Source organism: Dickeya oryzae, assembly GCF_009372235.1.
Classification (GTDB): domain Bacteria; phylum Pseudomonadota; class Gammaproteobacteria; order Enterobacterales; family Enterobacteriaceae; genus Dickeya; species Dickeya oryzae.
The window spans coordinates 170,650-195,818 of the sequence record NZ_SULL01000013.1; the positions used below are offsets into that span (position 1 = coordinate 170,650).

20 protein-coding genes are annotated in these 25,169 nt (G+C 55.6%); 10 read left to right on the forward strand and 10 right to left on the reverse strand.

Features of this window, described 5'->3' with window-relative positions:
• Window positions 1-8: 8 nt before the first annotated feature.
• On the reverse strand, window positions 9-2,126 hold the full coding sequence (gene dinG, locus FAZ14_RS14465) for an ATP-dependent DNA helicase DinG (protein WP_153508753.1): 2,118 nt from the start codon (window positions 2,124-2,126) through the stop codon (window positions 9-11).
• Window positions 2,127-2,343: 217 nt separating this feature from the next.
• On the opposite strand from dinG, the gene FAZ14_RS20325 reads away from it, so the two are divergent.
• Window positions 2,344-2,451 (forward strand): membrane protein, encoded by a 108-nt coding sequence (locus FAZ14_RS20325; protein ID WP_012770198.1) that lies wholly within the window; start codon window positions 2,344-2,346, stop codon window positions 2,449-2,451.
• Window positions 2,452-2,567: 116 nt separating this feature from the next.
• On the opposite strand, the gene bglX is transcribed toward FAZ14_RS20325, so the two are convergent.
• Window positions 2,568-4,883 (reverse strand): beta-glucosidase BglX, encoded by a 2,316-nt coding sequence (bglX, locus tag FAZ14_RS14470; protein WP_153508754.1) that lies wholly within the window; start codon window positions 4,881-4,883, stop codon window positions 2,568-2,570.
• A gap of 241 nt (window positions 4,884-5,124) precedes the next feature.
• A complete protein-coding gene (locus FAZ14_RS14475; protein ID WP_153508755.1) occupies window positions 5,125-6,465 on the reverse strand; it encodes an aspartate aminotransferase family protein in 1,341 nt (446 codons plus the stop codon).
• Between the two features lie 395 nt (window positions 6,466-6,860).
• Between FAZ14_RS14475 and FAZ14_RS14480 the strand changes: the two genes are divergently transcribed.
• Window positions 6,861-7,637 carry a DeoR/GlpR family DNA-binding transcription regulator gene (locus FAZ14_RS14480; protein WP_153508756.1) on the forward strand — a complete coding sequence of 259 codons (777 nt, stop codon included), beginning with the start codon at window positions 6,861-6,863 and terminating at the stop codon, window positions 7,635-7,637.
• 129 nt (window positions 7,638-7,766) lie between these two features.
• Window positions 7,767-8,453, forward strand: coding sequence for a glutathione S-transferase family protein (locus FAZ14_RS14485; RefSeq protein WP_153508757.1), 687 nt, complete (start codon window positions 7,767-7,769; stop codon window positions 8,451-8,453).
• A gap of 19 nt (window positions 8,454-8,472) precedes the next feature.
• Here FAZ14_RS14485 and pbpG read toward each other — a convergent pair whose 3' ends face one another.
• The gene (gene pbpG / locus FAZ14_RS14490; RefSeq protein WP_016942597.1) at window positions 8,473-9,432 is read right to left on the reverse strand and encodes a D-alanyl-D-alanine endopeptidase; all 960 of its coding nucleotides are present in this window, start codon (window positions 9,430-9,432) and stop codon (window positions 8,473-8,475) included.
• A 206-nt stretch (window positions 9,433-9,638) separates the two neighbouring features.
• On the opposite strand from pbpG, the gene FAZ14_RS14495 reads away from it, so the two are divergent.
• Window positions 9,639-10,394, forward strand: a complete 756-nt coding sequence (locus tag FAZ14_RS14495) for an epoxyqueuosine reductase QueH (RefSeq protein WP_038926351.1) — start codon at window positions 9,639-9,641, stop codon at window positions 10,392-10,394.
• A 51-nt stretch (window positions 10,395-10,445) separates the two neighbouring features.
• On the opposite strand, the gene cyaB is transcribed toward FAZ14_RS14495, so the two are convergent.
• From cyaB to FAZ14_RS14515, 4 genes are all read right to left on the reverse strand, one after another.
• Entirely contained in the window at window positions 10,446-10,985 is a 540-nt protein-coding gene (cyaB, locus tag FAZ14_RS14500) for a class IV adenylate cyclase (RefSeq protein ID WP_038926352.1), read from the reverse strand.
• 696 nt (window positions 10,986-11,681) lie between these two features.
• Window positions 11,682-12,089 (reverse strand): VOC family protein, encoded by a 408-nt coding sequence (locus FAZ14_RS14505; protein ID WP_038926353.1) that lies wholly within the window; start codon window positions 12,087-12,089, stop codon window positions 11,682-11,684.
• Between the two features lie 103 nt (window positions 12,090-12,192).
• Window positions 12,193-13,128 carry a tRNA dihydrouridine(16) synthase DusC gene (dusC, locus tag FAZ14_RS14510; RefSeq protein ID WP_153508758.1) on the reverse strand — a complete coding sequence of 312 codons (936 nt, stop codon included), beginning with the start codon at window positions 13,126-13,128 and terminating at the stop codon, window positions 12,193-12,195.
• 182 nt (window positions 13,129-13,310) lie between these two features.
• Window positions 13,311-14,906 carry an ABC transporter substrate-binding protein gene (locus FAZ14_RS14515; protein ID WP_153508759.1) on the reverse strand — a complete coding sequence of 532 codons (1,596 nt, stop codon included), beginning with the start codon at window positions 14,904-14,906 and terminating at the stop codon, window positions 13,311-13,313.
• 114 nt (window positions 14,907-15,020) lie between these two features.
• Between FAZ14_RS14515 and pepT the strand changes: the two genes are divergently transcribed.
• The gene (pepT, locus tag FAZ14_RS14520; RefSeq protein ID WP_153508760.1) at window positions 15,021-16,262 is read left to right on the forward strand and encodes a peptidase T; all 1,242 of its coding nucleotides are present in this window, start codon (window positions 15,021-15,023) and stop codon (window positions 16,260-16,262) included.
• Here the strand turns inward: pepT and FAZ14_RS14525 are convergent.
• Window positions 16,254-17,129 (reverse strand): AraC family transcriptional regulator, encoded by an 876-nt coding sequence (locus FAZ14_RS14525; RefSeq protein ID WP_016942603.1) that lies wholly within the window; start codon window positions 17,127-17,129, stop codon window positions 16,254-16,256. The genes pepT and FAZ14_RS14525 overlap by 9 nt on opposite strands.
• Window positions 17,130-17,308: 179 nt before the next feature.
• Here FAZ14_RS14525 and FAZ14_RS14530 point away from each other — a divergent pair, with 179 nt between their 5' ends.
• Complete coding sequence (locus tag FAZ14_RS14530) at window positions 17,309-18,205, forward strand: DMT family transporter (RefSeq protein WP_016942604.1); 897 nt, start codon at window positions 17,309-17,311, stop codon at window positions 18,203-18,205.
• A gap of 4 nt (window positions 18,206-18,209) precedes the next feature.
• On the opposite strand, the gene rhlE is transcribed toward FAZ14_RS14530, so the two are convergent.
• Window positions 18,210-19,580, reverse strand: coding sequence for an ATP-dependent RNA helicase RhlE (rhlE, locus tag FAZ14_RS14535; protein WP_153508761.1), 1,371 nt, complete (start codon window positions 19,578-19,580; stop codon window positions 18,210-18,212).
• A 445-nt stretch (window positions 19,581-20,025) separates the two neighbouring features.
• On the opposite strand from rhlE, the gene hlyD reads away from it, so the two are divergent.
• From hlyD to FAZ14_RS14555, 4 genes are read left to right on the forward strand one after another with little or no spacing between them, the layout of a single operon-like run.
• Window positions 20,026-21,030, forward strand: coding sequence for a secretion protein HlyD (gene hlyD, locus FAZ14_RS14540; RefSeq protein WP_153508762.1), 1,005 nt, complete (start codon window positions 20,026-20,028; stop codon window positions 21,028-21,030).
• A complete protein-coding gene (locus FAZ14_RS14545) occupies window positions 21,020-22,771 on the forward strand; it encodes an ATP-binding cassette domain-containing protein (protein ID WP_153508763.1) in 1,752 nt (583 codons plus the stop codon). Before hlyD ends, FAZ14_RS14545 begins: the two co-directional genes overlap by 11 nt.
• Window positions 22,755-23,930, forward strand: a complete 1,176-nt coding sequence (locus FAZ14_RS14550) for an ABC transporter permease (protein ID WP_153508764.1) — start codon at window positions 22,755-22,757, stop codon at window positions 23,928-23,930. The genes FAZ14_RS14545 and FAZ14_RS14550 overlap by 17 nt, the downstream gene beginning before the upstream one ends.
• A 56-nt stretch (window positions 23,931-23,986) precedes the next feature.
• Window positions 23,987-25,093, forward strand: a complete 1,107-nt coding sequence (locus FAZ14_RS14555) for an ABC transporter permease (protein ID WP_153508765.1) — start codon at window positions 23,987-23,989, stop codon at window positions 25,091-25,093.
• The last annotated feature ends 76 nt before the right edge of the window (window positions 25,094-25,169 follow it).

The following is a 25,169-nucleotide window of genomic DNA, read 5'->3' on the forward strand; positions in this document are numbered from 1 at the left end:
ACCGCGAGCTACTTATCATCAGGCATCTCATCAGGCATCGCACGCTGTTCGATAGGAAAGACGGGTAGCGCCGCCAGTAACTGAGCACCGTAGCCTTTGGTCAACAGGCGACGGTCGTAGATGACGATTTCACCAAAACAATCATGGCTACGGATCAATCGTCCGACTTGTTGGATCAGGCTAAAGGACGCACTGGGCAGGCTTTGCACCACAAAGGGGTGACGTTTGAGACTTTTCAGCCACTCGCCTTCCGTCAGGATGAGCGGGCTGTCGATCGGCGGAAAGGCAATCTTGTGGATGTGTACCTGTGAGAGCAATTCGCCCTTGAGATCTAACCCTTCGGCGAAGGACTGCAAGCCAATCAATACGCTGGTCTGCCCTTGCTGTACCCGCTGGCGGTGCAATTCCACCAGCCGGTAACGCGGTTGGTCGCCCTGCACCAGCAACATCAGCCGCAAGTCCGGCACCTCGGTCAGAAATTGCTGCATGGCACGCTGGCTGGCAAACAACATCAGCATGCCTTTATGCGCGTCGCGCTGCAGTTCTGCGCGAAAAAAGCGCGCCATCTCGGCGATATGTTCCGCTTCCTGCGCAATCAACGGTTCATGACGCATCTGCGGGATCACCAGCTTCCCCTGCTCTCGGTGATTGAACGGTGAATCCAGCGCAATAAAGGTATCGCCCTCGTCTTCATCCAACCCGGATAGCTCTTTCAGGCGAGAAAAGCTGTTGAGCGAGCGCAATGTCGCCGAGGTGATCACCACATGCGACAAATTACGCCACAGTAATCGGTCCAACTGGTCGCACACGCGAATGCCCGCGCAGTGGAAATAGAGGTGTAACTGGTTGTCACGCCGTTCCCGCTGCAACCATTTCGACACCGGCGCGTTAGAGGATTTCTCCAGCGCCGCCAGTCGCCATAGCTTGCTTTGTGCCTCCCAATAGCCGTTGAGTCGGCTGATACGCAGCATTGCCTGGTGTAACTTCACGACGTCATGCTTACCGGTTTTTTCCGCCAGGTCGTTTAACAGATACTCCGCCAGACCGCGCAGGCTATCCGTCAGTTTGAATAACCGATTGCAGCACTCGCGCATCTCGTCTGGCAATTCCCCCATCGGGAAACGGTAGTCGGCATCGGGTTGGGCTGCAGGCAGAAACAGGCTGCTCAGGCGATCGAACAATTGCAACTGTTCACGGATTTCACCGCAATGCTCACCCAGCCTATCCGGTTGCATCAGTCGGGGTGACGACTTGGGCGGAAACTGCGCCAGACACATCCCTACCTGCTGAATCAATTGGTCCATCTGATGTTGCACCGCGCTGACCGTCACCTCGCCAGACATTTCCAGCGCATCGCGTGCCACATCCGGCACATGATGACCTTCATCCAGCACCAGTAACATGTTCTTTGCTTGCGGTAATACGGAATCGCTCTCCATCGCCGCCATCACCAGCGCATGGTTCGTCACCACCACATCGGCGTCTTCAATTTCCCGGCGGGCGAGAAAGAACGGGCACTCGCGGTAATAATGGCAATTACGCCCCAGACAGTTGGCTTTATCAGTACTGATGCGCTGCCACAGCGCATCGCCGATAGACTCCTGACAGTGGTCGCGCAACCCATCCCAGGCGTAGCTTTGCAATGCCTGTTGCAACCGAGCGCTGGTGGTTTGCTCTTCACGGCTGGATGGCAAGTGGTCATCCATAAACAGCATCAAATCGCCCTGTGCTGACGCCTCGGTCGCCATCGCCGCCAGATTGCGCGGGCACACATAGCGCCCACGACCAAACGCCGCCGTGAATGTCAGCTCAGGAATGAACTGGCGCAACAGCGGCAAATCTTTGTTGAAGATCTGATCCTGCAACGCCACGTTGGCGGTGCTGACCACCAGCGTTTTCAGCTCAGCGCGGCCAACGGCAATGCCGGGGATCAGATACGACAGGGTTTTACCCACACCCGTCGGCGCTTCAATCACCAGATGACGTGGGTAGTCCCCTGCCAGCGCTTTGGCTACCTCGGCTATCATCTGACGCTGCGGCGCACGGGAGACAAAATCAGGAATTTGCTGTTGCAGCGCTTTATACCATTCGCCAATCTGCTGCTTTAACGCGGGGGTCAGGGTCATGCCATCTCACTGTCGTTCAATCTGGCGGGTATTGTCCCACAGACCAACGGCAACGTCAGCAAGCACAGTTTTGCCACCGTGATATTGTGACGTTGTCACATTTATCAACCCGGTAACGGCTGGGTATCAACACACGCGGCTGGCTTGTATCCGATGGTGGAGTCTCTATAATCGCCGGAACGTTACCATTACCGGGGCGTAACAAAAGGATAACCGGATGAATATCAAAAAACTGGGGGTCGTCAGCCTGTTTGCGTTGTGCGCGTTAGGCGGCATCGGCGGTGTGATGCTGGTGGGGTATATTATTATCGTGCACGGTGGCTAACGCCGAACCGGTCAGTCCCGGCCGCCTGTTGCCGTGCAGCCGGTTTTCCTGTCAGGCCCCTGCCTACATCGCAGGGGCCGTCGTCTGTCACCCTTAACGGACTCAACCCACAGTCTTTACAGCAAGGTAAAGCTGTTGGTTTTCACACGCTGGGAATCCAGCCCAATCATCACGTCAAACTTGCCCGGCTCCGCTACCTGCTGCATCTGTGCGTTGTAGAACATCAGATCTTTCGGTGACAGGGTAAATGTCACGGTGCGGCTTTCACCCGGCATCAACATCACCTTCTGGAAACCACGCAGTTCTTTCACCGGACGGCTAACCGACGCCACCACATCATGCAGATACAGCTGTGCCACGGTTTCGCCAGCCCGTTTACCGGTATTGGTTACCGTCACCGACGCGGTAATACTGCCGTTACGCTTCATCGTCGGGCTGGAGAGTTTCACGTCAGATACCGCAAAGGTGGTGTAACTCAAGCCATAACCGAACGCATACAGCGGCCCGTTGGCCTCGTCAAAATAGTGCGAGGTGTATTTGTTGGGCGCGTCGGCTGAGTACGGACGACCGGTTGGCAAATGGCTGTAGTACATCGGGATCTGTCCCACGGAGCGCGGGAAGGTCATCGGCAATTTCCCTGATGGGTTGTAATCACCAAACAGCACATCGGCGATAGCATTACCCCCTTCGGTACCACTAAACCAGGTTTCCAGTATCGCGTTCGCCTGCTGATCTTCACGGCTCAGATCCAGCGGACGGCCATTCATCAGCACCAGCACCAACGGTTTACCGGTTGCTTTCAACGCGGCAATCAGCGCTTTCTGCTCTGGCGGAATGGTGATTTTGGCGCGGCTGGAGGCTTCATGCGCCATCCCCTGGGATTCCCCCACGACCGCGATCACCACGTCAGATTTCTTCGCCACGTCGACCGCTTCATCAATCATTGCCTGCGGCGAGCGCGGGTCCACCACCACGGATTCATCGTATTCATTGAGGAATTTGATCAACCCCGGATGATTGGTGATGTTCGAGCCTTTGGCGTAATAAACCCGGGCGTTATACCCGACAGCTTTACGAATACCTTCATACACGGTCACCGCCTGTGCCGGACGTCCGGCAGCAGACCAACTGCCGATGATGTCGCGCTTACTGTCAGCCAGCGGACCGACAACCGCGATGGTGCCGGATTTTTTCAGCGGCAGAATACCCAGACGGTTTTTCAGCAGCACCAGACTACGACGCGCCACATCACGCGCTTCTTCACGGTGTAACCGGCTTTCGGCATTGGTATCCACCGGGTCGGAACCGACCGGGCCAAGGTGACGATACGGGTCTTCGAACAAGCCCATGTCGTATTTCATGTTCAGCACCTGACGGCAGGCATCATCGATATCTTTCATGCTGACCACGCCGCGCTTCACCAAATCCGGCAGGTAACGCGCGAAATACTCGTCGCTCATACTCATACCGATACCGGATTGCACCGCAATGCGCGAAGCATCACTCGGGTCTGCCGCCACACCATGCTTGATCAGCTCTTTGATAGCGCCGTGGTCGCTGATGGTAATGCCTTTGAAATGCCACTGGTCACGTAGCACATCTTTGAGCAACCAGCGGTTGGCGGTCGCCGGTACACCGTTGATGGAGTTGAGAGATGCCATCACACCGTAGCTGCCTGCATCAATCGCGGCTTTATACGGCGGCATATACTCCTGGAACATGCGCTGCGGGCTCATATCGACGGTGTTGTAATCACGCCCGCCTTCTGCCGCGCCATACAACGCATAATGTTTGACGCTGGTCATCAGCGAGTGACGGCCATACAAGTCATCTCCCTGAAAACCTTGTACCATCATGCGCGCAATTTCACTGGTCAGGTAGGTATCTTCACCAAACCCTTCGGAAACACGGCCCCAACGCGGATCGCGGGTGATATCCACCATCGGTGCCCAGGTCATGTTCAGGCCGTCTTCGGTGGCTTCATACGCCGCTATCTTTGCCGACAGTTCGACGGCATTCATGTCCCAACTGGAAGCCAGCCCCAACCCGATGGGGAAAACGGTACGCTGACCGTGCACCACGTCATAAGCGAAAAACAGCGGAATTTTCAGGCGGCTTAGCTGCATCACCTGATCCTGCATCACGCGAATATCCTGCCGGGTAACCGTGTTGAAAATCCCACCGACCTGACCGTTGTGGATCATTTCGCGGATGGCCTGTTTCGGGTTATCCGGACCGACACTGATCAAACGAAGCTGGCCAATCTTTTCATCCAGCGTCATTTTTTTCATTAAGTCGTTAACGAAAGCATCGCGCTGTTGCTGGTGAGCGGGCGTTGCCTGTGGTGCAGTTGTCTGTGACTGGGGCGTTTGCGCCCACAGTGGGCTACAGGCCAAACCAACCGCCAGCGCCAGTGGAGTAAACCATTTCATTGTTATTGCGAATTCCTTGTGCAGTTGCCAGTCAGGGTGCGACACGCTGCCTGATGAGTGTGTGGTTAACAAGGCGGCTAATGTGCCACAAAACCGCCAGCGGAAAAATGGCTATCACGCATTTTCCCGCCAACGGTGTGACATAACACAAGGGCTGGGGAGGAATCGCACACTATGCAGACGCACTGGCACCCGGTCAGGCAATGTATAGTCAGGTCATCGGCATCAGACAGCACAACAATCAGGAGTTGGTGGCGCTCAGCGCCTTATCCAGCGCACCGACCAGCCAGTCGATATCATGCGCCTGAAATGCCAGCGTCGGACGCAATTTCAGCACGTTCCCGTGCGGACCGGCGACCGAGGTCAGCACGCGCTGTTCACGCAACTGTTCTATCACGTTCAACGCGCGTGTTTTGTCCGGCGTTTTGCTATCACGATCGCTCACCAGCTCAAAACCGATAAACAACCCGGCACCGCGAACATCACCCACACAGGCATGACGATCCGCCAGTCCGGCCAGCTCTTTCAGTAACTGGGCACCGACGACCTTGCTGTGCTCCTGCAATTTCTCTTCACGGATCACCGTCAGGACGGCTTGTGCCGCCGCCATCGATACCGGGTTACCGCCAAAGGTATTGAAATAGGGAATTTCATCGCTAAACGCGGCCAGCACATCGGGTTTCGCCAGCAACGCCGAGACCGGAATACCATTTCCCATCGGTTTCCCCATCGTGATGATATCCGGCACGATACCGTGGCGGGCAAAACCCCAGAATGCGTCACCGGTACGGGCAAACCCGGGTTGTACTTCGTCGGCGATAAAGATGCCGCCGTTGGCATGGACCACATCGATAGCGGCTTGCAGGTAACCGGCTGGCCCCGGCAGCACGCCGTCAGAGGAGAAAATCGAATCGGCGAGGAAACCGGCAAACTTGATGCCGTGCGCGGCCATGTCATCGATCTGCTTCTGAATTTCATTCGCAAACCAGGCCCCCAAATCCGGTGCCTCGACACGATAGCGATCCGGCGCGGGGACCAGACGTGTCGTTGCTGCAATCGGCTGGCCGCTGCCCAGCGCTGGCGACGCACCGGACGTGAGTTCACTGGTGCCGTGATACGCCTCGCGAGTCACGATAATCCCGGTGCCACCGCTGTAAGCGCGCGCAACGCGAATCGCCAGATCGTTGGCTTCCGAGCCGGTACACATGTACATCGCCTTGGTGATAGCCGCTGGCACCAGCGTCAGCAACTCTTCGGTGTAATCCAGAATACGGTCATGCAGGTAGCGGGTGTGCGTGTTGAGCTGGCACATCTGTGCGTGTACCGCCTCAATCACCGCCGGATGGCAATGGCCGATACTGGCGACGTTGTTGTATACATCCAGATACTGGTTACCCGCCGCATCCCACAGGTATTGCTTCTCGCCACGCACCAGATGCACCGGGTTACGGTAGAACAGCCGGTAAGACTCCCCCAGCACCCTGCTGCGTTTTTCGGTCAGTGTGCGGATATCGTCGCTCAATGCTGCTGCGTGTTCAGCCCGGAAGCTGTTGGTATCCATGATGGTTGAACGTGTCGCCATGATGACTCCCGATTAAAAGTAATGTGCCAACGCGTGATGGCTACCGGCTCCCCGGTGCCGCCTGATGAACACTACCCTACACCAAAAGCAACAAAATGCACAAATACAAAAATACGCATACTGAAAATGCAGGCTTGCCGCCTAAAAAACCCGTGATTTAGCGTGTTATTACGCGATCGCTCTCTTTGCAAGAAAAGCAATTTACTCAATTAAAAACAAATTGATAAATACAACCACCTCAATTTTCCAGAAGACCATTGCCAATACGGTGACACCTGTTATGCTTAAATGCACAAAATTACACAAACAGACCAACCCTATGTTGTTCCTGCCAGTCTGCTGCCTTATCGTTATAATGACGGCGATTGTCATCCTGACCGAGAGAATGCCTGCTCATGCTTGAAGAAACCCGCCTGCACCGTATCCGCCTGCTGCTGTCGTCCCTCAACCGGGTCAGTACCGACCACATCATTCAGCATCTTGGTGTGTCGCGGGAAACCGTGCGGCGTGATGTACTCAAGCTGGAAGCTCAGGGGGTGTTGCGTCGGGTTCATGGCGGTATCGTCGCGACGGATGTCGAACCCGAGCCGCCGCTATCCGTTCGCAATACGGTAAGGGAGCAGGAAAAACGGGCGATTGCCCAACTGGCGGCGCAACAGGTAAAAGCAGGCCAGACATTATTTATTGATGCAGGCAGCACCACCACCTTGCTGGCTGCGGAATTGCTGGTGCTTCCCGGCATGACCATTATTACCAACAGCTTAAACGTCGCGCTGACACTCACCGCCGCAGAAACCGACGAGTATGCGCCACATGAGGTCATTCTGCTCGGCGGCCACATGGGCGCAGCCGCACAGGCCACCAGCGGTGCTCTGACGGTGACGGAAATCCAGCGTTATCGGGCTGATATCGCGCTGCTCTCACCGGTCGGTATTGCCAGCCAGTCGGGTGCCAGCAGCTTTTCCCACCATGAAGCAGCAATTGCCGGCGCGATGTCTCGCAATGCCAGACAACGCATCATGCTGGCGGATCACAGCAAGATTGGCGTAACCAGCCGCGTTATCTACGCCGCCCCCACGGATATCGACCTGCTGATTACCGACAGTGGCAGCAGCAGTAATGCCGACTTCCCGGCATTGCAGGCGGTGTGCGCTCAGGTGCTGTTAGCCTGAACCGAGTAATCGGCTAATCGGTCAGTGCCATGTCACTGATTCCGTGGTACATCTATACCCATCACACCTCAGGTTGTACCTGTGTTGGAGTGATAACTCGGCCCATCGCTTTATCCCACGGAGGAAGAGATGTATCAGTTGCACATCGCCAATAAAAACTATTCGTCCTGGTCGCTGCGCCCGTGGATCCTGCTGAAAACGCTGGATATCCCGTTTGACGAGATCCTCACCCCGTTTGCCCCCACCCCCGTCCAGACGGCATTCAAAACATTCTCACCGACCGGCAAAGTTCCTTGTCTGGTTGACGATGGCATCACCGTTTGGGATTCGCTGTCTATTACCGAATATCTGGCGGAGGACGTTCCTGCGGTATGGCCGCAAGACAAGACGGCCCGTGCCTGGGCTCGCAGCGCGGCGGCGGAAATGCATTCCGGTTTTAACGCCTTGCGTAACCAGTGCTCGATGAGTTGCGGCGTGCGGGTGGAACTTCATGCCATCACCCCAGAATTGCAACGCGATATCGACCGGCTCAATCAATTGTGGCAGGAAGGGATAGCACGATTTGGCGGGCCGTTTCTGGCAGGCGCACAGTTCAGTGCCGTTGACGCGTTTTTCGCCCCGGTAGTCTTCCGGGCACAAACCTACGCACTGCCATTAACGGGCGCAGCGGCACAGTATGCCAGCCACATGCTGGCACAACCGGCGATGCAGTTATGGTACCAGCAGGCACTCACGGAAACCTGGCGCGAACCCGGCCATGAAGAGGACATTGCGGCATCAGGCCGGATAGTGCAGGACCAACGGGCGGTATCGTAACACCGCCCTAATCTGACGGTTATTCATCCACCTCAGCAGTAACGCCAGCTCCGCTGCCATGCGGCTGGCGTGACGCCAGTGACTTCTGCTTCTTGTAGCTCAGCGCCGCTTCCGGTACCGGGCTGACTTTACCCGTTTCCAGCCAGTTACGCAGGCGATTGGCATCGGCAAAATGGGTGAATTTGCCAAACGCATCCAATACCACCAGCGACACCGGACGACCACCGATCACCGTACGCATCACCAGACAGTGGCCTGCCTGATTGGTAAAACCGGTCTTGGTCAACTGAATATTCCAGTCCGGGCGATAAATCAGATGGTTGGTGTTACGAAACGGCAACGTGTACGACGGGTGCGTAAACACGGCGGTTTTTTCATGCGTGGTGCTGAGTTGGCTTAACAGCGGATACTGTTTGGACGCAATCAGCAACTTCGTCAAATCGCGTGCGGTAGACACATTACTGGTTGAGAGCCCGGTCGGTTCCACATAGTAGGTATGCATCATGCCAAGCGAACGCGCTTTAGCATTCATCGCGGTGATAAACGCCTGATACCCGCCACGGTAGTGATGCGCCAGGCTAGCGGCAGCACGGTTTTCCGACGACATCAACGCCAGCAACAGCATATCGTGGCGGCTGATTTCACTGCCCAGACGCACGCGGGAATACACCCCTTGCATCTCTTTGGTATGGCTGATATCAACGGAAATCAGCTCGTCCAGCGGTTGATTGGCATCCAGAACCACCATGGCGGTCATCAGTTTCGTCACAGAGGCAATCGGTACGACCACATCCGGATTACTGGAATAGAGCACCTCGTTATTACGCATATCCACCACCATCGCACTGCCGGAGGCAATCTCCTGACGGGATGGGGCATGCTGTGTCACAGGTGTTTTAGCCACGGCCTGTGCGGCGAAACACACAGGGGCGGAAAGCAACAGCAGGCTTACAACGGAAAGCCGAAATTTTTTATTCATTATTCAATAGCTTAAACAGTGTACTGTTAACTGAAAAAAAGAACGACGCATTATAATGCGCCGACGGATCGCACGCACTCCGCCTGTCTTAAAAGCTTTGTGACAAAGTTTGACAGCCCTATCCCAACTGGAGCCAGGTTGTCATCGATAAGTGGATAACCGATACTGCCCACTGCTGATGTACCCATGAAAATAAGGATGACGCCGTGTCCGACAAGGAACACTTACCCCAAAAGGAACATTCCACCGGCAATGAACCGCGCACCGGCTTTCAACGCCCTGTGCTGACACTGCCTAATCAGGCTGACAAGCTGTTGCTGCATTCCTGCTGTGCACCGTGTTCAGGCGAAGTGATGGAAGCTATCACCGCGTCTGGCATTCAGTACACCATTTTCTTTTATAACCCGAATATTCACCCACAGCGCGAATACCTGATCCGTAAAGAAGAGAACATGCGTTTTGCCGAAAAACAAGGCATTCCTTTCGTCGATGCGGATTACGACAGCGATAACTGGTTTGAACGCGCCAAAGGCATGGAATGGGAGCCGGAACGCGGTATTCGCTGCACTATGTGTTTCGACATGCGTTTTGAGCGCACCGCGTTGTACGCGCACGAGCACGGTTTTTCGGTTATCTCCAGTTCACTGGGTATTTCCCGCTGGAAGAACATGCAACAGATAACCCAGTGTGGTGTCACCGCCGCCAGCCGCTATCCGGGCATGACCTACTGGGACTACAACTGGCGTAAAGGCGGTGGCTCAGCGCGCATGATTGACATCAGCAAACGCGAGCGTTTCTACCAGCAAGAATACTGCGGGTGTATCTATTCACTGCGTGATACCAATAAACACCGCAAGGCGCAGGGCCGCGATATCATCCGCATCGGTACGCTGTATTACGGCGACAACGACGTCTCCGGCAACACTGCCATCGTCGAAAAAGACAAGGGCGATAGGGGCTGATAGCCCCGGCTCGTGGAACAGGTGGTGTCACGCGCGATTGGGTGACGCCACTTAATACCCCAGCAGTTGACGGTAAGAACGGGTTTCGATGCTATCCATCTGCAGCCCCAGCCGTATCGCGCAATCCTGACAATGCTCACCCAAAATATCCAGTTCCGTCTCGTCCTCTGTCATACAGGATATCTCGACGAAATGCCCCAACGACTCAATATAATCCAGCGTGATGTGAAACCGGTCGAGAAAATAGATGCTGCGGGTTTTATTCACTTCAAAGATAGGCAAAAACCCCAACGTTCTCAGCATGCTGTCTGTCATATCGAATGACTCCACGTTGACGGCCTCACAACGACCGGTTCGCGGACCTTTCACAATCCACAGCTTAATCCCGGATGGTGCCATGCGGCGTAACAACATACTGATATTTTGTTGCCCCAGCTTCTTTTCCGCTGAATCATAATAAATATCATGTTCCTTATTTTCGAATACGAACGATTCAGGATGATGGCTGAATAATTTTTCACGAAAAGCGATAATATCCTGAATACGAAATTTCAATTCAACTTCATATTTCCCTCTGAAATGCTCGTGCACTTTTTTTCTCCGCTTATCGGTTCTCTCTGACCGTCGCTTTATTTGGCAAATACCTACAAGCAGGACAACAGACGATCAGCTTATGTAATATTAATCATCAGATAGATTATTATGCTAACTTTTATCCAGGCTATCAGCGGTATAGCTCATGGTTCTCACTTATCACGCCGCCAACCGCCCTGCACTCTACCTATCTGGAATCGTATCACCCGGATATTGCTCCGGGTAACGACGCGTGAGTTGCGCCAGCCGTCATTGGCATGATGTGCTGAAATAAGCACCACAAGCAAAAAGCACAGTGTGCGTTCACCATGCTGAAAAAAGAGAACGGATTAAACAGAAACGCCATCTATTCCTTACCAGAAAAACCAGTCTTCCATTTTCCATCATGGCTGGCTGGCAAAATGAATCTCATTACGTCAGACGATCTATCGTTACCGGTTATCATAACGATAAAAACCAATCGCTGTTTTCACTTTCCCCACGTAACCATAAATCCGGCTTAACACCCCCCATGTGGAATGTGGAACGTCGTATTTTTCATCACTATTTCCTCTATTTCACCGCGTCATTATTACAAATCTTGCTTTTCGATACTCATGTATAGATACGAAAGCATAATAATTCAATCTGCCATCACGCATTTTGCCGATCAGGAAGAGATATTGTTGTAAATTTTCTTTTCACAGCCCAACTTCACGAATAAAACGTCATCGCGTGATAAGGGGCCTGACGGCAACGCGCCAGCCGTGACGCCAAATCACCGACATGTGCCTCCAGTTGATGACCGTCCGGGTCGAGAAAATAGAGCGAGTCGCCTTCGCTACGGTTATCTTTCCACTCTGTAACGCCCGCATCACGCAGATGCTGACAAAACAACGGAAAATTATCGGCAGAAACGCTGAATGCGTAGTGGGTATAGCCCGCGGCGATATCGCCACGTGCCGGTTCCAGTGACAAGCACAGCCATAATCCCGGCAATGACAGATACGCCCCTGTCGCCCACTCCGCCTCCAGCCGCAACCCCAGCAGATGATGGTAGAACGTCAGGCTGCGCGGTAAATCGCACACCGATAATGTCAGATGATTGAATCCGGATAACATGCACAACCTCGCGCCTTTCAAGTCGATGGTGTAACGGAACAGATACAACGCTCAGGTTACGACGCTCAGGATGGCACAGCAAGGTATCGCTTAGCGGATACTGTTACCGGATACCGTTGATAACCCGCGCAATATCAGCCGAGGTCGTCAGCGCACGAATCTGGCTGAACAGCTCACTGGCGTCGTCATACTCTTTACGCAGATAGCCCAGCCACTGTTTGATACGCGCAACATGATACAAACCGGTGTCGCCTTGCTTCTCCAGCCGCACGTATTTCTGTAGCAATTGCACCACTTCCGCCCACGGCATACGCGCCTCACGATACTTGATGACCCGACTCAGGTTAGGCACATTGAGCGCGCCCCGGCCAATCATCACCGCGTCACAACCGGTCACGGCCATACAATCCTGTGCGCTTTGCCAGTCCCAGATTTCTCCGTTGGCGATAACAGGAATATTCAGGCGTTGGCGAATTTCCCCTATCGCCGCCCAATTGATGCGCTCGGCCCGATACCCATCCTCTTTCGTGCGACCATGCACCACCAGTTCACTGGCTCCCGCCTGCGCTACCGCATCGGCAATTTCAAACTGGCGATCGCCAGAATCCCAGCCTAAGCGCACTTTTACCGTCACCGGCAACGATAGCGGTACCGCGTCACGCATCGCTTTGGCGGCCTGATAGATCAACTCGGGGTCTTTGAGCAAGGTGGCACCGCCGCCACTACCGTTGACCAGTTTCGATGGGCAACCACAGTTGAGATCAACCCCCCAGGAGCCGAGTTCTACCGCCCTGGCGGCATTTTCTGCCAGCCACTGCGGGTACTGACCGAGTAACTGTACCCGGACCCGGGTACCGGACGGGGTACGGCTACCGTGGCGCAATTCCGGGCACAGGCGATAAAACGCTTTTACCGGCAGACGGCTATCCACCACCCGCAAAAATTCGGTGATGCACAGATCGTAATCATTCACTTCGGTGAGTAATTCCCGTACCAGGGAATCCAGCACCCCTTCCATCGGGGCCAGTAAAACGCGCATAACTCAACTCATCATAAAAAAGGCAGGTCATGGTACTGTCGGCGGGAGAAACTGTCGACGGGGAGAAAGCATCGGCAGGAAAAACGGTGTCACAGCGGGGTGCTTAAACGAGCGGGAAAGCCGAAACTCTCCCGCTGTGGCGTTGATATTGCTGTGGTGCTGGTATCACCGTGGTGTGGATATTACTGTCGGATATCGACCTGATAAAAAATGTGTTTACCAAACGGGTCGATTTCGTATCCGCTCACCGTGTTGCGCACCGGCTCAAAGATCGTCGAGTGCGCAATCATCACCGCAGGAGCCTGCTCATGCATCATGAACTGCGCCTGACGGTATAGCGCCACACGTTTCTGGTGATCCTGCTCGGCACGCGCTTCGGTAATCAACGTATCAAACGGCGGGTAGCACCACCTGGATGAATTAGACCCGCCATTGGCGGAAGGACAGGTAAATAGCGGGCCGAAGAAGTTATCCGGGTCGCCGGTCGCGGTAGTCCAGCCCATTAGCGCCGCCTGATGTTCACCGCTTTTCACCCGTTTGAGGTATTCACCCCACTCGTAACTGACGATAGTGGCTTTCACCCCCACCTTCGCCCAGTCAGCCTGAATCATTTCCGCCATACGACGCGCGTTCGGGTTATACGGCCGCTGTACCGGCATCGCCCACAGATCGATAGTGGTGCCCTGCGCTATACCGGCTTCTTTTAGCAGCGCTCGCGCTTTTTCCGGGTTGTATGGGTAATCCTCAAGATCAGACGCCGCGCTCCATACGCCAGGCGGCAGCAGATTTTTAGCCGCCGTCCCGGTGCCCTGAAATACGGCTTCGATAATCGCCGGTTTGTTGATAGCCATCGTCAATGCCTGACGCACCTTGAGGTTATCCAGCGGCGGTTTTTGGGTATTAAATGCCAGAAAACCGATGTTCAGCCCAGCTTTTTGCATCAGGGTAATGTCTTTATTGCTCTTCATGTCTGCCAGCTCCGCCGGATTGGGAAACGGCATCACCTGACATTCATTCTTGCGCAGCTTGGCGTAACGCACCGAGGCATCCGGTGTGATGCTAAAAACCAGCCGGTCCAGTTTGGCTTTACCCTGCCAGTAATCCGCAAACGCCTGATACAAAATGCGGGAATCTTTCTGATACTGCACCAGTTGGAACGGACCGGTGCCGATAGGCTCCAGATCCACTTTTTCTGGTGTACCGGCTTTCAGCATCTGGTCGGCGTATTCAGCAGACAGGATCGAAGCAAAATACCACGCCAGGTCGGCCAAAAACGGGGCCTCCGCATGACTTAAGGTGAAACGCACCGTATGGTCATCCAGCTTGTCGATAGCGGTAATCAGGCTACGAAACGACAGGCTTTCGAAGTTGGCATAGGTGCCACCGGACACCTTGTGATAAGGGTTATTGGGATCACGCTGGCGTTGAAAAGAGAAAATCACGTCGTCGGCGTTGAAATCACGACTCGGGGTAAACTGAGCGTTGTGATGGAATTTCACCCCTTTACGCAGATGAAAGGTGTATTGCGTGCCATCCGGGCTTATCTCCCAGCTTTCTGCCAGACTCGGTATCAGCTCGGTGGTACCGACCTTGAAGTCCACCAGCCGGTTATAAATCGGCACGGCACTGGCATCCACGCTGGTCCCAGAAGTATACAACTGCGGGTTAAAGTTCTCCGGTGAACCTTCAGAGCAGTACACCAGCGTTTTGGCACATGCCATCTGGGTAACCGCCAGCGTCATCGCCGCCAGCGCAATACGTGTTAACCTGTTTTTCATCCCCACCCTCGCTTTTTATTGACTTCCAGGTAGCTCGCTGAGTACAACGAAGCCTTTGATTATGGTTGAAAACAATACCGAACTTTCCATGGGGTTTACCAATAAGGATCCGTTATGAGCGATAACCTGACGCGCCAGTTGACCGACCGTTTCTACCGCTATCTGGCGGTCACCAGCCAGAGCAACGCTGCGGCGACCACGCTACCGAGCACGCCAGGTCAGATGGCGATGGCCCAGTTGCTGGCAAAGGAGCTGCGCACTCTGGGACTGAGCCAGATAATGTGCGACGAACATGCCACCGTCACCGCGGTGAAACCAGGCAATACTCCGTCTGCGCCACGCATTGGTTTTATTACCCATATTGATACCGTAGATGTCGGCCTGTCACCGGATATTCACCCGCAAACCTTACGTTTTACTGGCGAAGACCTGTGCCTGAACCCGGAACAGGATATTTGGTTGCGCATCAGTGAGCACCCGGAGATTCTGCCCTATCGCAATCAGGACATCATTTTCAGCGACGGCACCAGCGTGCTGGGGGCCGACAACAAAGCCGCCGTCACCGTGGTGATGACGCTGTTGGAAAACCTGCCTGATGACCAGCCACATGGCGACATTGTCGTCGCGTTCGTGCCGGACGAAGAAATTGGCTTGCGGGGCGCGAAAGCGCTGGACCTGACGCGCTTCAACGTCGATTTCGCCTACACCATCGATTGCTGTGAATTAGGTGAAGTGGTGTACGAGAATTTTAATGCGGCATCGGCGGAAATCCGCTTTACCGGTGTGACCGCCCACCCAATGTCAGCCAAAGGCGTGCTGGTTAACCCCATTCTGATGGCGCACGATTTCATCAGCCAGTTTGATCGCCAGCAGACCCCGGAACACACCGAGGGGCGGGAGGGATATATCTGGTTTAACGACATCCACGCCAACGCCAATGAAGCGGTGCTGAAAGCCTCGATCCGTGATTTCGATCTGGCCGGGTTTGCACAGCGAAAACAACAGATACGCGACGTCGCCGCACAGATTGCCGACCGCTATCCTGCGGGTCAGGTCAGTTGCACCATCGCTGATATTTACAGCAACATCAGCAACGCGTTGGGGGATGACCGGCGCGCGCTTGACCTGCTGTTTGCCGCCATGAGCACACTGTCGATTACCCCGAACGTGATTCCGATGCGCGGCGGCACCGACGGCGCGGCACTGTCGGCCAAAGGCATTCTGACGCCAAACTTTTTTACCGGCGCGCACAACTTTCACTCACGCTTCGAGTTTCTGCCGGTGCCGTCGTTCGTTAAATCGTATCAGGTGGCATTGACGCTATGCCAGCTCGCGGCACAACAGCCATCAGTCTGAGCTGTGCTGGCGTAGCGCCGACGGTGTGATGCCGTATTCAGCGCGAAAGCGCTGGCTGAAATGACTGGCGGAGCTAAACCCGCAGGCCAGCGCGATATCAGTAATGGAACGACTACTATGGCGTAACCACTGTTCCGCCTGCGCCAGCCGTCGCTTCATCACATACTGATGCGGTGCCATCCCCTCACTCTGGCGGAACATGCGTGAAAAGTGAAACTCACTCAGCCCGGCTTCCATCGCCAAATCCGCCAGGGTCAGCGGTTCCCCCAGTTGGGCGTCAACTCGCGCTTTTACCCGCCGCAGCACCGCCGGTGCCAGCCCACCGCGACTGCCCGGCGTCTGCCACTGTAACTGGCTGTATTGACGCAGCATGTGTAGCATCACCATCGTTGATGCAGAACTCAGCATCATCTGGCTGGCGGGGTCGTCCCAGTTACCGGTCAGCAAAAAATGGCGATACAGTGCTTCCAGTGCCGGATCGGCGACAAAAATGCGCTCATCCAGCCGGATAGACGCCGGGCTGCGATCCCAGGTTTGTTCCGCCAGTTGACGCAAGTGTTGATCGGTACAGTAAAAGTGGGCAAAACGCAGGCTACCGCGAATATCCCAGGTGGACTGGCTCTGCTGCGGCATCAGGCAAAAACGTCCCGGCGCACCACCGTTAAACCACCCATCCGGGCGCTTGTGGTAGCTTTCGTATCCATCCTGCACGTACATACTGAAGGTATGATGACGGGTATTTTCCAGCGTGACCCGATCGTGGCTATTCTGCCAGACTGCCAGTTGCACCTGATTATCCAGCGTCACGGTTTGCTGCAACCGGGTTTTATAATGCTGTAACACGTCGAAAGCGTCGTACTGACTCATTGATCACCCTGCGAAATATCCCCTCTGACCAACAGAGTAAAACAAGCGCTCGTTATTAGGAAGTTGTCACCGCACGACAGAAAAAACCGCAGGATTCTGTTACTCACCGCAACCTGCTGACAGTCAGCCTGTCGGCAATGCCGGATAATGAGCGCCTGTGTAAGGTCTGGAGTATAACAATGAATAGCCTGCTTTATAGCGCCGTCGTGCTGATTTGGGGGACGACCTGGATAGCCATCAGTTTGCAGCATGGTAACGTACCACCGGAAGTGTCGATTTTCTGGCGTTTTGCCAGTGCTTCGACGCTGCTGATGGCGTTTTTGATCCTGACGCGTCGCCTGCGTCCGTTGAGTGGACGTGCGCATGTATTGTGCATGGCACAGGGGGCCACCGTCTTCGGTCTTAATTTCTTCTGTTTTTATCATGCCGTCGCCTGGATCCCGAGCGGGTTGGAGTCGGTGATTTTTTCGATGGCGGTGCTGTTTAACGCCTTCAATAGTCGGCTGTTTTTCGGCACCCGCCTCAGCCGTAATGTGATGATCGCCGCCCCGCTGGGGCTGGCCGGTATTCTCTTGCTGTTCTGGCACGACCTGTTGCGTCTTAATAGCAGCCCGCAACTGCTGTGGGGCGTCGGTTTGAGCCTGCTGGGAACCTACGGTTTCTCACTCGGCAATATGATAAGCGCCCGTCATCAACACAGTGGTCGGGACATTATGACGACCAACGCATGGGGCATGCTGTACGGGGCGCTGGCGATGGGGCTGATAGCGTTGATGCTGGGTTACCGCTTCACGCCGGAATTCTCGCTGCAATACCTCGGCTCGCTGTTTTATCTGTCGCTGTTTGGTTCGGTGATTGGGTTTGGCGCTTACTTCGCGCTGGTCGGGCGGATCGGTGCCAGTCAGGCGGCCTATGCAACCTTGCTGTTTCCGTTAGTGGCGCTTTCAGTCTCCACATTGTATGAAGGGTACGTGTGGCGCAGTAATGCGGTGCTGGGATTATTGCTGATTCTGGCGGGCAATGCGGTGATGTTTTATCGCCCCCGGCCACAGCCGGAGGCGAAAACCGCCATCTAGTCGATTATTGCGCGTTAGCAGGCTTATTACGCGGCGGGCGACGGCGGGCAGCAGGTTGCCCTTCTGGACGGCCTGCCGGGCGAGCGCCGCCGTCACGACGTGGCTGAAGTGGGCGATCGCCTTGCGGACGTGCAGAGGATCTTTCACCTTGTGGGCGATCCCCCTGACGTGGTGCGCCGCCCCGCCCGCCGCGTCCACCCTGACGGCCGTTTTGGATCGGTTCGGCCTTGATGGTCGGGTCCGGCTCGTAACCTGGGATGGCGATGCGCGGGATCTCCCGCTTCAGCAGACGTTCGATATCGCGCAGCAGCTTGTGCTCATCCACGCACACCAGCGACAACGCTTCACCTGTTGATGCAGCCCGCCCGGTACGGCCAATGCGGTGCACGTAATCTTCCGGTACATTCGGCAGTTCGTAGTTCACCACGTGCGGTAACTGATCGATATCCAGCCCACGCGCGGCGATATCGGTCGCCACCAACACACGGATATCGCCGTCTTTGAAATTCGCCAGTGCACGGGTACGCGCGCCCTGACTCTTGTTGCCGTGGATAGCGGCAGCGGTGATGCCGTCTTTATTCAGCAGTTCCGCCAGATGGTTAGCGCCGTGCTTGGTACGGGTAAACACCAGTACCTGCTGCCAGTTGTGCTTGCCGATCAGGTGCGACAACAGCTCACGTTTGCGTTTCTTATCGACAAAATGCACGTGTTGCGTCACCAGCTCGGACGGGGTATTGCGGCGCACCACTTCCACCGAGGCCGGATTGGTAAGCAGCTTGCCAGCCAGCTCTTTAATCTCGTCGGAAAAGGTGGCCGAAAACAGCAGATTCTGCCGTTTTGGTGGTAATTTCGCCAGCACCCGGCGAATATCATGGATAAAGCCCATATCCAGCATACGGTCGGCTTCATCCAGTACCAGAATCTCTACCTGCGACAGGTCAACCGCGTTCTGGTGCTCCAAATCCAACAGACGCCCCGGGGTGGCAATCAGAATATCGACGCCGCCACGCAGCTTCATCATCTGCGGATTAATGCTGACGCCGCCGAATACCACCAGCGAGCGCAAGCGCAGATATTTGCTGTACGCCTGAACGTTTTCGCCGATCTGTGCCGCCAGCTCACGGGTTGGCGTCAGGATCAACGCTCGCACCGGGCGACGACCTTTCGCCAGTACCGGGCGTTCGTTCAGCAGTTGCAGCAGTGGCAGGGTGAAACCGGCGGTTTTGCCGGTACCGGTCTGGGCGCTAGCCATCAGATCGCGCCCTTCCAGCACAACCGGAATCGCCTGACTCTGAACCGGCGTCGGCTCACGGTAGCCCTGCTCTTCCACAGCGCGCAAAATATCGGCACTCAGACCGAGGGATTGAAAAGACATAACGAGAACAACTCCAGAGTCACCCTACCCGGTATCTACCGGTGCAGTTTTTAGGGTGATGACAGATGGGTTCCGCGTCGCGTCGGCTTGTATGCCGCACAACGCCGAGTCCAGATGAATGGGCACAAACTACGGTGCATGACTGCCTGCGATTGTAACAGGAAATCGCTTGTTTGAGGAATTTTTATCTGTCGATCACATTTTATCCTCTGCATTGTGCGCAAAATAGTTTTGCTCTTTATGGATATCAATTAGTTACTGATTATAAAGCCCATTCCTCCACCGCAGCGCCTGTGAAGAGGGGGTGAAACCGCCCCGTCAGCAGTCAGCATGCGGCAAACTGTTGAATGAGCGATTATTCTTACAGTGATGCCATCGTCCAGTGGGAGAGGCCATCCCGCGCTCGATGGGCACAACCAGGACGCAAGAGCACGTCGGGAGCGCTATGAATAAGAAAACAGGGCTGTGGCTGGCACTGGCGGTCGTGATTATCGCAGCTGTCGGTTACGGTCTGGTGCAGCACCGTCATCAGCAAAATACGCCGTTGACACTGTACGGCAATGTGGATATCCGCAGTGTTAATCTGGGTTTCAGGGTAAGTGGACGTCTGGCGGCACTCTATGTAGATGAGGGCGATGTCGTTCAGCCCGGCCAACAGCTAGCCCGGCTGGACAGCGCGCCGTTGCAAAACGCGCAGCAACAGGCGAAAGCCAGCGTCGCCAACGCACAAGCACAACTGGCGCTATTACAGGCAGGCTACCGCAGCGAAGAAATTGCGCAGGTACGCTCTCAGGTGGAGCAGGCGCAAGCCGCCTACGACTACGCCAACAGTTTCTACCAACGACAGCAGGGATTGTGGAAGCAACACACCCTCGCCGCCAACGCACTGGAAGATGCCCGCTCGACACGTAATCAGGCTCAGGCAACATTGCAGGCCGCACGGGAAAAACTCAGCCAGTATCAACGCGGTAACCGGCCGCAAGAAATCGCTGCCGCCGAGGCTGCGCTGGCGCAAGCACAAGCCGTCGAAGCGCAGGCGCAACTCAATGTGCAGGACACCCATCTGTATGCGCCCTCCCCCGGTGTGATCCTCACCCGTGCGGCTGAAGTCGGCAGTATGCTGAATGCGGGCAGCACCGTCTTTACCCTGTCGCTAACCCATCCGGTGTGGATTCGCGCTTACGTCAGTGAACCGCAGTTAGGGCGTGCCGCACCGGGGACAAAGGTACTGATTGACACCGATAGCCGTCCGGGACGCCCTTATCATGGCCGTATCGGCTTCGTCTCACCCAGTGCTGAATTTACGCCCAAGAGTGTGGAAACCACGGCGCTTCGCACCGACCTGGTGTACCGGCTGCGTATCATTGTGGACGACGCAGACGACGGTTTGCGTCAGGGAATGCCGGTCACACTCACGCTGGAACAGGATAAGGCCTCACATGACCAGTGATGTACCGCTTATCCACCTTGATGCGCTGGAAAAACGCTTTGCTGGCCGGGAAAAACCAGCACTGGCGCAACTGAGTGCGGATATTCGTGCCGGGGCAGTCACCGGGCTGGTGGGGCCAGACGGGGCGGGCAAAACCACGCTATTGCGCATGCTAGCCGGGTTGCTCACCCCCAGCGCTGGCACCATTCGGGTGATGGGGCTCGACCCGATAGCCAATGACCGCCAGCTACACGCCCGACTGGGCTACATGCCGCAGAAATTTGGCCTGTACGAAGACCTCACGGTGATGGAAAACCTGACGCTCTACGCCGACCTGCGGGGCATTACCGGTGATACCCGGCGTGCCACGTTTGAGCGGCTGTTGCAGTTTACCGATCTCACCCGTTTTACCACCCGGCTGGCAGGCAAACTCTCTGGTGGTATGAAGCAAAAGCTCGGGTTGGCCTGTACGCTGCTGGGGCAACCCAACGTATTGTTGCTGGATGAACCTGGCGTCGGTGTCGACCCCATCTCCCGGCGTGAGCTGTGGCGCATGGTGCACGAGCTGGCAGATGATGGCATGCTGATTCTGTGGAGCACCTCTTATCTGGATGAGGCGGAACAGTGCCGCGATGTACTGCTACTCAACGACGGCGAACTGCTCTACCGGGGCGCGCCCGCCGACCTGACGCAACAGATGGCGGGCCGCTGCATTCTGCTCGACCAGCCGGACAGTAATCACCGCCGCCTGCTACAACAGGCGCTGCGCCAGCCACAGGTGAGCGACGGGGTTATTCAAGGGCGCTACGTGCGGTTGATTCTAAAACCGCAGGCAGACCGCGACGCCTTACTGCATGCCCTCAACCTGCCACCGGATCGGGTGCAAAATACCGCGCCACGTTTCGAGGATGCGTTTATTGACCTGCTGGGGGGCGGCCCCAGCGCCACCTCGTCACTGGCGGCGATTTTGCCGCAACTGGATACCCATCGACGGGAAACGGTGATCGAAGCACGCAACCTGACAAAAAAATTCGGTGATTTTGCCGCCACCGACCAGGTGAGTTTTCAGGTTCGTCGTGGTGAAATCTTCGGTTTGCTGGGGCCAAACGGTGCCGGTAAATCCACCACCTTTCGTATGATGTGCGGCCTGCTAACCCCCACCGAGGGTCAGGCGCTGGTGCTGGGTATGGACCTCAAAACCGGCTCCGGGCGAGCGCGTCAGCACCTCGGTTATATGGCGCAAAAATTTTCGCTCTACGGCAACCTGACGGTAGAACAGAACCTGCGCTTTTTCTCCGGCGTCTACGGCCTGAGCGGCCAGCGTCAGCAGGAAAAGGTGAACAGCATGGCGCAGGCGTTCAATTTCCATCCCATTTTCCAGCAAACACCGGATTCGCTGCCGCTGGGCTTTCGCCAGCGGCTGGCACTGGCCTGCGCGTTAATGCACGAACCGGATATCCTGTTTCTTGACGAACCCACCTCCGGCGTCGACCCATTCACCCGACGGGAGTTCTGGCAGCATATCAACGGCATGGTGGACAAAGGCGTGACCGTCATGGTCACTACCCATTTTATGGATGAAGCCGAATACTGCGACCGTATCGGGTTGGTATACCGGGGACGGCTGATTGCCAGCGGCACGCCGGACGACCTCAAGCGGCAGGCGGCCTGCGACGACACACCGGAGCCGACCATGGAACAGGCGTTTATCACGCTGGTACAGGCTTACGACCGGGAGGTGACGCATGCCGCAAGACCTTAACAACCAGCACCGGGATAAAAAACGCCTTAACGATCAACGTTTTTCCTGGCGACGGCTGCGCGCGCTGTGTCTGAAGGAAACCCGCCAGATCCTGCGCGACCCCAGCAGCGCACTGATTGCCTTCGTCATTCCACTGTTGCTGCTGTTTATTTTCGGTTATGGCATCAACCTCGACTCCAGCCGTTTGAACGTCGGCGTGTTGATGGAGCAGCACAGCGCCGAAGCCAATAGTCTGGCCCGCGCCTTTACTGGTTCACCCTTTTTGTCCGTCACCCTGAGCGACAACCGCCCGGCGCTGATAGAGAAGATGCAAGCCGGGCAAATTCGCGGCTTAGTCGTGATCCCCGAAGACTTCGCTACCCGCCTGGCGCGCCCACAAGACTCAGCACCGCTTCAGGTGATCACCGATGGCAGCGAGCCAAATACGGCGCAGTTCGTACAGGGCTATGCTCAAGGGGTATGGCAACTTTGGCAGCAGCAATACGCACAAGACAACGGCAGCCATTACCAACCGCTGATTGACATACAGACACGCTATTGGTTCAACGCCGCCGCCATCAGCCGCCATTTCATCATTCCCGGTGCCATCACCATCATCATGACGGTGATCGGCGCGATTCTGACCTCACTGGTGATCGCCCGCGAGTGGGAACGGGGCACCATGGAGGCATTATTATCAACCCAGGTCACCCGCGCCGAATTGCTGCTCACCAAATTACTCCCCTACTACGTGCTGGGCATGATTGCCATGGTGCTGTGCGTGGTGGTGGCGGTATTTGTACTCGGCGTACCGTATCGTGGTTCGCTGTGGCTACTGTTTGGCATGAGCAGTCTGTTTCTCGCCAGCACGCTAGGTATGGGGTTGCTGATTTCCACCCTGACCCGTAACCAATTCAACGCCGCGATGGTAGCGCTGAATGCGGCATTTCTGCCTGCGGTGATGCTGTCCGGGTTTATCTTTGAAATTCACAGCATGCCGGTGTTGGTACAGGCGGTATCGTACCTGATCCCCGCACGCTATTTCGTCAGCACACTGCAAACCCTGTTTTTAGCCGGGAACATCGGCAGCGTGTTGATGATGAATCTGTTGTTTTTGATGACATCAGCGGTGTTTTTCATTGGCCTGACCGCCTGGAAAACCCGACGGCGGCTCGATTAGATCCGAAGCACGACCATGGACAGTAACGCCCTGAGCGGCACAGAGGGAAAAAGCGTATGTTGCATCGCCTGTGGACGCTGATCCGCAAAGAGCTTCAGTCATTGCTGCGCGAGCCACAAACTCGCGCCATCCTGGTATTACCGGTACTGTTGCAGGTGCTGTTATTCCCGTTCGCCGCTACGCTGGACGTCACCGACGCCACCATCGCCATTTACAGCGAAGATAACGGCGCGGCATCCGTCGAACTGACCCAGCGTTTCGCCAGCGCCAGTGCATTTTCGCGGGTCATCCTGTTGCACAGCCCACAGGCAATCGCCCCCACGCTTGATGACCAGCGTGCACTGCTGCTGGTGCGCTTTCCCGCTGATTTCTCCCGCCAACTGGCAAACAATTCACCGACCAGCCTCCAACTGTTGCTTGACGGACGCCACTCCAACAGTGCTCAAATTGCTGCCCGCTATATTCAACAAATCGTACAGGACTATCAGCAGGAGCGAATCACCTCTTCGACGCTGACGCACCAAAGTAACCTGGTGATCCGCCACTGGTATAACCCGAATCTGGACTACAAGTGGTTTGTGGTGCCGTCGCTGGTGGCGCTGATTACCACGATTGGTGTTCTGATCGTCACCGCGCTGTCGGTGGCTCGTGAGCGGGAACAAGGAACGCTGGAGCAGTTGCTGGTGTCACCGCTCTCTACCGGGCAAATTTTCGTCGGTAAAGCCGTGCCAGCGCTGATTGTCGCCACCGTACAGGCCAGTATCGTGCTGGCAGCCGGTATCCTGGCTTATCGCATTCCGTTTTCCGGCTCACTATTGCTGTTCTACCTCAGCATGCTGGTCTATGGGTTATCACTGGTAGGGTTTGGGTTATTAATTTCCGCGCTCTGCTCGACCCAACAGCAGGCCTTCATTGGCGTATTTGTTTTCGTGATGCCAGCTATCCTGCTCTCCGGCTATGTTTCTCCGGTTGAGAACATGCCGATGTGGTTGCAACAACTTACCTGGGTTAACCCGGTGCGCCATTTCACTGATATCACCAAACAGATCTATCTGAAAAACGCCAGTATGAGCATCATCTGGCATGGTCTATGGCCGTTACTGACCATTACCGCGACCACGGGCAGCGCGGCTTACGCACTCTTCAGGCACAAGATAGGATAGCGGTGAGCGAATCGTTTGCCTTCGGTGTCAGCGACGTCTTGCCAAATCCTGACTACACTGATTTTCAGCTACTTGG